The sequence below is a fragment of the Paracoccus limosus genome (assembly GCF_009711185.1).
Lineage (GTDB): Bacteria > Pseudomonadota > Alphaproteobacteria > Rhodobacterales > Rhodobacteraceae > Paracoccus > Paracoccus limosus.
The window spans coordinates 37,611-46,217 of the sequence record NZ_WMIF01000028.1 but is presented as its reverse complement, the minus strand read 5'-3'; the positions used below and the strand labels follow the sequence as shown (position 1 = coordinate 46,217).

General features: G+C 68.8%; 11 protein-coding genes. All 11 read right to left on the bottom strand.

The window, feature by feature from the left end:
• Window positions 1–2,128 (bottom strand): baseplate multidomain protein megatron (locus GL279_RS16055; protein WP_211371342.1); only part of this gene is annotated, 2,128 nt, incomplete at its 3' end.
• A 9-nt stretch (window positions 2,129–2,137) separates the two neighbouring features.
• A complete protein-coding gene (locus tag GL279_RS16050; protein ID WP_343039833.1) occupies window positions 2,138–2,572 on the bottom strand; it encodes an NlpC/P60 family protein in 435 nt (144 codons plus the stop codon).
• On the bottom strand, window positions 2,569–3,453 hold the full coding sequence (locus tag GL279_RS16045; protein WP_343039832.1) for a DUF2163 domain-containing protein: 885 nt from the start codon (window positions 3,451–3,453) through the stop codon (window positions 2,569–2,571). Before GL279_RS16045 ends, GL279_RS16050 begins: the two co-directional genes overlap by 4 nt.
• Window positions 3,450–3,659 (bottom strand): hypothetical protein, encoded by a 210-nt coding sequence (locus GL279_RS16040; protein WP_119896236.1) that lies wholly within the window; start codon window positions 3,657–3,659, stop codon window positions 3,450–3,452. The genes GL279_RS16045 and GL279_RS16040 overlap by 4 nt, the downstream gene beginning before the upstream one ends.
• The gene (locus GL279_RS16035) at window positions 3,656–4,300 is read right to left on the bottom strand and encodes a lysozyme (protein ID WP_155065620.1); all 645 of its coding nucleotides are present in this window, start codon (window positions 4,298–4,300) and stop codon (window positions 3,656–3,658) included. The genes GL279_RS16040 and GL279_RS16035 overlap by 4 nt, the downstream gene beginning before the upstream one ends.
• 5 nt (window positions 4,301–4,305) lie before the next feature.
• Window positions 4,306–4,437: a hypothetical protein gene (locus GL279_RS19620; RefSeq protein ID WP_269846609.1), complete on the bottom strand. Its 132-nt coding sequence runs from the start codon at window positions 4,435–4,437 to the stop codon at window positions 4,306–4,308.
• Window positions 4,430–4,780, bottom strand: a complete 351-nt coding sequence (locus tag GL279_RS16030; RefSeq protein WP_155065619.1) for a hypothetical protein — start codon at window positions 4,778–4,780, stop codon at window positions 4,430–4,432. The genes GL279_RS19620 and GL279_RS16030 overlap by 8 nt, the downstream gene beginning before the upstream one ends.
• Complete coding sequence (locus tag GL279_RS16025; protein WP_155065618.1) at window positions 4,777–5,403, bottom strand: DUF2460 domain-containing protein; 627 nt, start codon at window positions 5,401–5,403, stop codon at window positions 4,777–4,779. The genes GL279_RS16030 and GL279_RS16025 overlap by 4 nt, the downstream gene beginning before the upstream one ends.
• A gap of 40 nt (window positions 5,404–5,443) precedes the next feature.
• Window positions 5,444–7,864 carry a tape measure protein gene (locus GL279_RS16020; RefSeq protein WP_155065617.1) on the bottom strand — a complete coding sequence of 807 codons (2,421 nt, stop codon included), beginning with the start codon at window positions 7,862–7,864 and terminating at the stop codon, window positions 5,444–5,446.
• Between the two features lie 44 nt (window positions 7,865–7,908).
• Window positions 7,909–8,127, bottom strand: a complete 219-nt coding sequence (locus GL279_RS16015) for a DUF7697 family protein (protein WP_246175352.1) — start codon at window positions 8,125–8,127, stop codon at window positions 7,909–7,911.
• Between the two features lie 41 nt (window positions 8,128–8,168).
• The gene (locus tag GL279_RS16010) at window positions 8,169–8,606 is read right to left on the bottom strand and encodes a hypothetical protein (protein WP_155065616.1); all 438 of its coding nucleotides are present in this window, start codon (window positions 8,604–8,606) and stop codon (window positions 8,169–8,171) included.
• Window position 8,607: the final 1 nt, after the last annotated feature.

Below are 8,607 nucleotides of genomic sequence, written 5' to 3'. Positions count from 1 at the left end.
CCCACCAGAGGTACGTCGCCTCGAGATACGCCCGCTGGATCGCGTCGTCGCGCCAGCCCCGCGAGAAATGCGGCGTGAAGCTCTCGGACGACTTCGGGTCGAAGAAGACGTTCGGCTGGTTCGTGCCCCGGTCGATGGCCGGGCAGCCCAACTCGGTGAACCAGATCGGCTTCGACTGCGGCGCCCACGCCGTCGGCGTGCCGCTCTCCATCCCACCGGGGCGGTCGTAATGCGGGTTCGACCACCAGGCGCGCAGATCCTTGTAGCGGAAGACCCATGGCTTAGCCGCCGCACCGTCCGTGATCGGCGTGCGGACCTGCGCGGTTCGGTCGGCGGCGCTGGCGTAGAACCAGTCGTAGCCCTCACCGCCCGCGATGTTCCCCTGCAGGTAGGCGCGGTCGTAGATCGCGGGCCAGCCCTCGGCCGTGTCCGCATGCTCGAACCCGTCGCGCCAATCCGACAGCGGCATGTAGTTGTCGATCCCGACGAAATCGATCTCCGGATCGGCCCAGAGCGGATCGAGGTGGAAGAACACGTCGCCCGAGCCATCGCCCGGCTGGTGCCCGAAATACTCCGACCAGTCGGCCGCATAGCCGATCCTGGTGCCGGACCCGAGGATAGAGCGCACATCCGCGAGCAGTTCCCGATAGGCCTGCACCGCCGGATAGATGCTGGTGCCGGAGCGGATGGTCGTCAGCCCCGGCATCTCGGTGCCGATCAGGAACGCATCGACCCCGCCCGCCGCCGCGCAGAGATGGGCGTAGTGCAGCACCATGCGGCGCAGGCCCCAGTCGCCGGGCGCGCCGGTCCAGCTGACGCTCTGACCCGAGACGCTGAAGTTGGCCGGCATGGCCGTGCCAAACAGTGCCGCGACCTGGCTTGCGGCCGTGGCGGTCTTGTCCACCGTCCCCGCGAACCCTGCCGCAGGAGAACAGGTGATCCTCCCCCGCCAGGGAAAGGCGGGCTGGCCCGTCTCGGCGGCGTTGTCGGAATACGGGTTCGGTAGGGTGTTGCCGGGCGGCACGTCCATCAGAATGAACGGGTAGAAGGTGACGCGCAGCCCGCGGGCCTTCATCTCCTGGATCGCCTGCACGACGGCGAAATCAGACGGCGTGCCGCCATAGACGGGCCGATCCTGATCGTCGCGGCTGACGAGGAAGGCATTGGCGCGGCTCACGCCATTCACCGACCAGCTGGCGGGTGTGGTGGATTTGGCCGACACCTCGACGCCCGGCCGCACCTTGCACGATCCCGCGCGCAGGTCGTCGCCGAACCAGGCGACCACCAGCGATACGCTCTCGACCGCCGGCGCCATCGCCTGCAGACGGTCAAGTGCGACCACCATGTCCGCCTCGTCGGGCAGCGCGTTCAGGTTTTCCGCCTGCGTCGCGCCGCCTGCGGATTTGCGGATCGCCTGCGTGGCATAGGTGAACTCACCCGAGGCCGGGATCATGGTGACGGCCTTCACCAGCCCCTCGGCCGTGTCAGGGTCGGCAAGCGGGCGGAATACCTCGAAGGAAAGCTGCGGCAAGCGGTTGCCATAGCTGAAAAGCGGCAAGTCCTCGAACACGACATAGGCGGTGACGCGATACGCAGGCGTGTTGGCCGCACCCATCTTCGCCGCGATGAACGGATCGGGGCCTTGAGCCTCGTCGCCCGGATACCAGCGCCAGGTCACGCCGGAGAGGTCCATCGGCTTGCCGTCGGCCCAGATGCGGCCGATGCCGGTGATCTCACCCTCGCACAAGGCTACGGCAAACGATGCGTAATAGAGGTACTCCGTGGTCTTGATCTTGCCGCCCCCGCCACCCTTGCCGCCACCCTGCGTGGTGGTCTTCGTCTCCTCGCGGAAATCCGTCGCCCAGATGATGTTGCCGCCCATGCGCATGCGCCCGTAGAGCCGCGGGATCACCGCGCCCTCGGTGGCCGAGGTGATGCGCAGCGTGTCAAGCCGCGCGCCCTCGATGCGCTGGGTCGGCGCCAGCGACGAGACGATCCAGCTGTCGACCACCGAACCCACGGTCGAGCCGATGAAGCCGCCGATGGTGGCGGCGCTGACACCGAGGATCGCGCCGCCGATGGAACCGCCGATGGCGGCGCCGGCAACGCCGAGAACGAGGGTAGCCATTGCGAAATCTCAGCGGTTGGGGAACAGGAAGGCAAAGGCGACGCGCCGCCGCCAGGCTTGGGTCAGCGGCTCCTCGATCACGCCGAGTCGCTCGTAGGCATGGAGGAAGGTGTCGGGGCCAATCAGGATCCCGACATGCTTTGCGATGGCGCGCGACCTCATCCGAAAGAGAACCAGCGAACCGGGACCGGCATCGGCCGGGGCGATCTCCGGCATCATGCGCCGCGCGCCTTCGGCCAGCACCTCGCGCGGACCGGTCTCGCCCCAGTCCCGACTGTAGGGCGGGATCGGGAATGGCTCGGGGCCCACGACTTCGCGCCAGACACCCCGGGCGAGACCAAGGCAGTCGCAGCCGACGCCCTTGAGGCTCGCCTGGTCGTGATACGGCGTGCCGAGCCACGACCGTGCCGCCGCGATGACCTTGTCGGGATCGGCGGCTTTCACAGCACACCTCCGTCGTGACCACCGTCCTTGGTGGCATAGCGCAGCACGGCATCCTGGCCGGGGATGTGCGGGAAGCCGCGGAAGTTGGCGCTGTTCGCGAACTTCGCGCCGCAGGTCTCGATCCGCTTGTCGCAGCCCGCGCGGATGGTGAAACCGTCGTCCTCGCTGATGGCCCGCACCGGGGCCTCCAGCAGGGTCAGCACGGCGATGCCATCCGTAAGGTCATGGCCCAACACCTCGGTGCGCCGCCCGGCGTTTGCGCCGGAGGTCCAGTCCAGCGTCCCGAATGTGAACCAGCCCGCCTCGAAGCCGCCGAGACCGGAGGCGGTGAACGCGCGATCCCGCAGCAGATCGACCGCAGCACCCGCTCCCTTGAAGGCCGGGTCCTCCAGATCGACGCCACAGCGCGCATCGCCGAGCGCCGCGTCGCAACTCGCCTGGAATGTCCGCCCGACCGTCTGGCCCAGCACGTGCGCAAGCGAGCGCACCTCCGCCACGAAGGCGAGCCGCCCCCGCCGGATCTGGCCGATGGCCCCGCGCCGCATCAGCACGCGCTGCGCGGTGTCGGCCCAGTTCACCCGCCAGACCTCGACCGCCGCGTTGTCCCAACGGCCATCGAGGATGTCGGTCTCGGTGATGCGGTCCGAAGTCAGCACGCCTTCGGCGTCCTGCGCATCGACCGACAGGTCGGAACCCGAGCGCACCTCGGAGGCCGTCAGCCCGCTCTCGGGTTCGAAATCGGTGCCGTCGAAGCTGAGCGTCTGGTCGTGATCGGTGAAGCCGAAGGTGACACCATCTGCCCGCGTGATCCGCCAGCACCAGGCGAGCGTGGTCGTGCCCTCGTCGAGATGGGCCTGCAGAGCGGGCGAGAGGGATTTCACTTCCGTCCCCAGCCGCGAAGCAACGCCAGAGAGGCCAGTGCGGACGAGACGACACCGCCGCCAGCGCCGGTCAGGGCGTAAAGGTTGAAGGGCCTCAGGTCGAAGGTGCCGGTTGCCAGATCGAAATCAGCCAGCCCGGCCATCGCCAGACCAGAGGCTGCCAGACAGGCAAGGTAGATCAGCCCACGCGCGAGGTTCCAGTTCATGATGTTGCCTTTCCTTTGAAATGGTCCAACAGCCTCCGCCACCAAGACGGAGCGAAAATGGTTTGCGTCGGCACTGGCGCGCTTGCGGGGCGCAGCAGCGCCAGCGCTTCGTCCTCGGTCAGGCGCCGGATCGGTTGCGAGAAGTCGACCCGGCCGTTGCGGTCGACCGACCAGACGGGGATCGTTCCGGCGGGATAGCGGCCCGTGGCGAAGAGATCGCGCTCGGCCTCACGGCGCGGGCGGATCGCGGCGGGCTTGAGCCAGCCCATGAAGGCTGCTGCGGCGGCCGCCCGGTCGTCCGCGTTCAGGTGCCGGGTGAGCGCCGCCTTGGCGATTCCGCCTGTGTTGTAGTGAAACGAGACCAGCGCATCGAATTCGTGCGGCTCGAGGGGCACCTTCACGGCGCGCAGGACGGCGGCCTCATAGCGCGCGAGGTCGAACCGGAAGACTCGGAAGGCTTCGCGGAGCCCGGCATCGAGATCGGCGGGCATGCCGCGCGACATCGTGGCGGGATCGGGTGCCCCGGCTGCGGCCGTGTGGCCGATGCCGAAGGTCCAGACCTGTTGCACATCACGGTAGGGTCCGGGCACGATGCCTTCGTGCCGGACAAGGGCCAGAAGGCCCCGGTCAGTCAAGTGCATGGAAGTCACCCCAGAAGCGAGAGGATCAGGATCAGCGCGGCGATGGCGATGCCGACGCCCAGGCGGTGGCGGAAGGCCTGGCCGGGATCGGATGGGTCGCAGCGCAGGGAGCGCGCGAGGCGGAGAAGGTCATGCATAGCCATCGCCTTTCCCGGCATGGCGCAGTCGGGCGAGCAGCACCTCGATGAAGGCGGGGCCGAAAACGCCGACCAGATAGGCGGCCGATCCGGCCGCGCCCCCGGCCGGGATTGCCTCGGGCGGCAGGCCGAGCCAGCGGGTGATGATCGCCATCGACAGGCTACCCATCCCGGCCGCGATCAGACCGCCAAGCAGGATGTGGCGCAGCGCGTCGCGCAGCCGCATCTTCGTGGTCAGCGCGTTGGTCGCGCCCCCGAGCGCGCCCCAGGCGGCAAGGATCACCGCCGTGGAGGCGAGTAGTTCCTTCAGCGCCGCCGCCAGAAATCCGGTTTCGTCGTTCATCGTCGGATCTCCAGAAGCGGGATGGAGGTGATCGAGCCCAGCCGCTCGAGGTCGAGCGTCACGTCGAGTGCGTCGGTGTCGAAGCGGACCGGGACATCGAACTCGAAGCCCGCAGTAATCGTGACGCCAGCGCCCGGCGCGGTGGCGAAGGTGATGACGCCGGTGGTGGTATCGACGGACCAGCCGGAGGCCTGGGGTGTGCCATTCAGGGCGACGGCGACCGAGCCCGCGACCGGCTTGGTGATGGTCCGCACCCATGTCTGGCTGCCTGAGGCGTAGCGCTTCACCAGCTGGAATGCGGTTGTCGTGCCGTCGCCGGTGCCGGTTGCCTGGTTGGTGGGCGACGGCGTGCCCGACGGCAGACAGGACTTGTAATCGCCCCAATCCTTGAACCGGAAGCCATGGAGGCGGCCGTTGCGCGCCTCGAAGAAGGCGACGACTGCCGCGAGATCGTCGGCACGGCGGATGCCATAGGCCACGTCGTAGCGGCGGCGACTGTTCGCCCAGCTGGCATTGCGCTCCTCATCGCCTGAGGCCAGCTCGACGATCTGGGTGCGCCGCTCGGGTCCGCCGCGCGCACCACGGCTGATGTCGTCCGGAAACCGGACCTCGTGAAAAGCCATCGCTGTTCTCTGTCTGGTTCAGGGTTGTGCCGGCCGGGGCTCACATGCCGCGCCGCCCGAGCGAGACAGCGCGGGCGATATCGGCCGCGATCTGCGTTCGGGATTGGCGGAAGCTTTCGGCGTCCCGAGCGTTGATGTTCACCGTGACATTGCCGCCCGCGCCGTAACCTGCGGCTTCCCTGCGCGAGAGCACCCGCTCACCGCGCTGCAGGATCGCGGGCACCTCGTCGGGCCTGAGCCCCGCCCAGCCGCCGGAATGCATGCGCGGCGCCCCGGCGAAGGCCAGTGCCGGCACCATGCGGCCCGGACCCGGAGACCCGACCATGCCGCCGGCATGCAGGATGTTGGCGAAGATCCCGCCACCGAGATTGCCCAACACGCCGGAAAGCACGCCTGCCAGCGGGCCAAGGACGAAACGCCGCGCGGCGAGTTTCGCCAGATCGGCGATCAGCGAGGTGACCAGATCGCCGAACTTCAACTTGCCGGTCTTCACGAATTCGCCGATGGCATTCTCGGCCGAGGTGAAGGCGCCCACCAGCGCATTGCCGATATCGCCGCCGATCTCGCGCGCCTTGGCGGCGTAATCGGCCAACGTGGCGCTGACGGCGGCCCAGCCGGTGACGGCCGTTTCCGCCCCCGTAGCCGCATCCGCCCCGGCCTGGCGGGCGGCGGAGCCGGCGCGGCCTGCCGCACCAGTGGCGCCGTCCAGCGCATCGCCGAGGCCCAATGCGCCGCCTGTCGAATCGTCAAGCGCACCTCCGGCCTCATCGCCGGTGCCGGTCACCGCATCCTTCAATGCCTGCCAGCTGGCCATCGGCCGCGATGCGGCGTCAGAGAGCATGCCGGCCGCTTCCGCGAAGCCTTCGGCGCGTCGGCGCGCGACCTCGGCCATGGCGCCGAGGCCGGTATCGGGGGCGGTGACATAGGTCTTGCCCATGGCGGCGGCGAAGGCATCGGCTGCGGCGGTGCCGGCCGCCGTCGCCGCGCCCTCGAACGGATTGCCGATCCGCCCCAATGCCACCGGATCGAGCGTGCCGATGCGCACACCGCCTTCGCCCGTCGCCCATTCCGGCAGCAGCGCCAGTGCCGCGTTCAGAGCCTCGATGAAGCCGTTGATGCGGGTGACGACGCCGTTCAGCATCGCCTCGACCCCCGAGATCAGCCCGTTCGCCGCCTGGAAGGCGAAATCGCCGATGGCGCCCGGCAGGCTGCCCCAGATCGCCACTGCGCCGTCATAAGCGCCCTGAAACACCGCGACGGTTCGGTCGCCGAAACTGACGATCCCGGTCACGGTGTCGCCGAGCAGGGTGAAGATCGTCGCCTTCAGCCCCTCCCAGGCGGCGCCGATGCGGGCCATCACCGCATCGAGCCGCAACCCCATGCGATCCCACGCTTCCGCCGCGAAATCGGCGACGAGGCGGAAAGCTTCACCCAGCCCGCCCACCTTCTGCACGACATTCATCAGCTGATAGATCAGCTCGCCCGCCAGCACGATCAGGGCGCCGATGCCGGTGCGCACGATGGCGCCGCGCAGCACCGTCAGCGCGCCGGAAAGCGTCAGCGTGGCGACACGGGCGGCGAGGAAGGCGGCGACCCAGCGCCCGGCCATGAAGCCGGCGAAGGCAATGCCGATGGCCGCAAGCCGCTCCATGTTGTCGGCCACCGCGATCAGCGCGGTGGCTACCATGGAGGATGCCCCGAACACCTGATCCCAGCTCCCGACCAGCTGCAGCGCGGCATTGCCGATCAGCGTGAAGGCATCAGTGATGGTCGCGGGCATGCCGTCGGCTTCCTCGCGCAGGCGTTCCAGATTGCCGATCAGCGCGGTCTGGATCACCGCGCCGGTGATGCGGCCCTCGGCGCCGGCCTGACGCAACCCGGTGACGGTGGTGCCAAGCTCGGCCGCCAGAAGTTGCGCGACACGCCCGCCCTGCGCGATCACGGTATTGAGGTTGTCGCCGGAGAGTTTCCCCAGCGCCATGGCGCGGGCCAGCGCCGTCTGCACCGAGACGGCGCGCTCGCCCTTGGCGCCGGAAACCACCATGGCGTTGTTCAGGGCTTCGGTGAAATCGAGGCTTTCGCGGGTCGAAAGGCCAAGTTCCCTGAGCGCGGTCGCGTTGGCGAGCCAGGATTCGGTGGTCTGCTCGATCCCCGAATAGGTTCGCCGCGCCATGGCGGCGAGGCGCTCCATCACCGCCGCGCCGCGCGCCTGGCTGCCGGTCGCCAGATCGACGCGCGAGCGCAGGTCGGTCCAGGCATCGGCATATTGAACGACCTGCCGGACGCTTAGCGCCCCGGCGACGATCCCGGCAAGGCGGCGCAGCACCGCGCCGGTGACATCGGCCTGCCGTTCGATGCGCTTGAAGCTCGCTTCGCCGGCATCGCCCACGCCCTGAAACTCGGCCCGCACCTGCCGCCCGCCCTCGGCGACGAGCCGGACAGAGACTTTCTTCTGTGCCATGGATCATTGTTCCTGACGCGCGGGATGACGCTTGCGGAGCGGATTCAGCGCTCCGGCCCCAGTGACGACCGGTCACCGGACGCCATCTGTTCGTTGAGCTTGCGCACCATCACCGCCTCGATCTCGGGCAGGCATTCGGCGGCGATCAGTGGATCGACCCCGAGCGCACTCGCCATGGCCATCGCCGCCGTCATGTCCCAGCCGATGACGGCACCGCCGCCCATTCCGGTCGCGAGGCGCAGCTGCCCGGTCAGGCGCTGCACCAGATCCCAGACCTGCCAACCTTCCGGAGTTTCCGGACGTCTCACGCGCGCCGGGCAGTCCGGGCACGGGCCTTCGCAGGCTTTGCAGTAGGCGTCGCCCCCGCCGAAGTGCCAGTCGGCGAGGGCGATGAGACGTTTTTTTCCTGCTCCAGCATCAGATGCGGCGCGAGGATGCGGGTCTGGAAGGCCTCGAAGATGGGCCAGATGTCCAGAAGCGCGTCGATGCCTTCCGGGGTGACGGGAACAGGATTGCCGCTCGCATCGCCGACGCCCTCCCAGCCGGTGAGCACGCGGCGGGCGACCGCCTTGGCCATCACCAGCGCCTGCTCCTCCTTGCTGGCCGTATCAGACAGTGCTTCCACTGCCGGGTCGTTGCGGGCGGCAACCATGATCGCGGTGGTGACGGGCAGGACCTGCAGACGCAGGCCAGAGCCGAGATCGAGCCATTTCGGCGCGGCGGACAGATCGAGACGGATCATG